The 430-nt window shown below is 45.6% G+C and carries 1 protein-coding gene and 1 riboswitch; the gene reads right to left on the bottom strand.

Annotation, left to right across the window (positions count from 1 at the left end; genetic code table 11):
- A partial coding sequence (locus ER13_RS18145) for an energy-coupled thiamine transporter ThiT (RefSeq protein WP_197019826.1) occupies window positions 1–237 on the bottom strand: 237 nt, incomplete at its 3' end.
- 81 nt (window positions 238–318) lie between these two features.
- A riboswitch (TPP riboswitch) is annotated at window positions 319–430 on the bottom strand. This riboswitch is flagged as partial in the annotation.

Here is a 430-nt window from a genome sequence, read left to right as displayed (position 1 = left end):
GGTTAGCCAACCACCGGCTGCCTGTCCTGTCACCACTTGAAGTAGTCCCCAGATAAGACCGCCCATAGCACCAGCTTTTAAGCCCCAGCGAAAACTGAGGAGAAAGATAGGTACCATCTTAAAGGAAAGGGAAATCCAAGGGCCTAGTGACATGGGCTGGGTAACTAGGTCCAGGATATAAGCAATGGTTGCAAAAAGGGCAACCTCAATCATTGGTCGAATATTCGTTTTCGACATAAAAAACCCTCCTATACCAATCGTCTTGATTGGCTGTTTTTTGCCACATCAAAACGACGTCATAGAAGTTCCTCTATTTCAATCTATTTTGAGACACATCCCTACGCAGGTCATAACTTGATCAGGTGGTAAGAGTTTAGGCAGGTCTTGGCGAAAAAATCAAGCTAGCCATTCTCAGCAATGGCTCCTCTTG

It is taken from the genome of Brevundimonas sp. EAKA, assembly GCF_000698025.1.
Lineage (GTDB): Bacteria > Pseudomonadota > Alphaproteobacteria > Caulobacterales > Caulobacteraceae > Brevundimonas > Brevundimonas mediterranea_A.
Note: the sequence above shows the minus strand (reverse complement) of the source record. Positions and strands in the feature narration are given on the sequence as shown.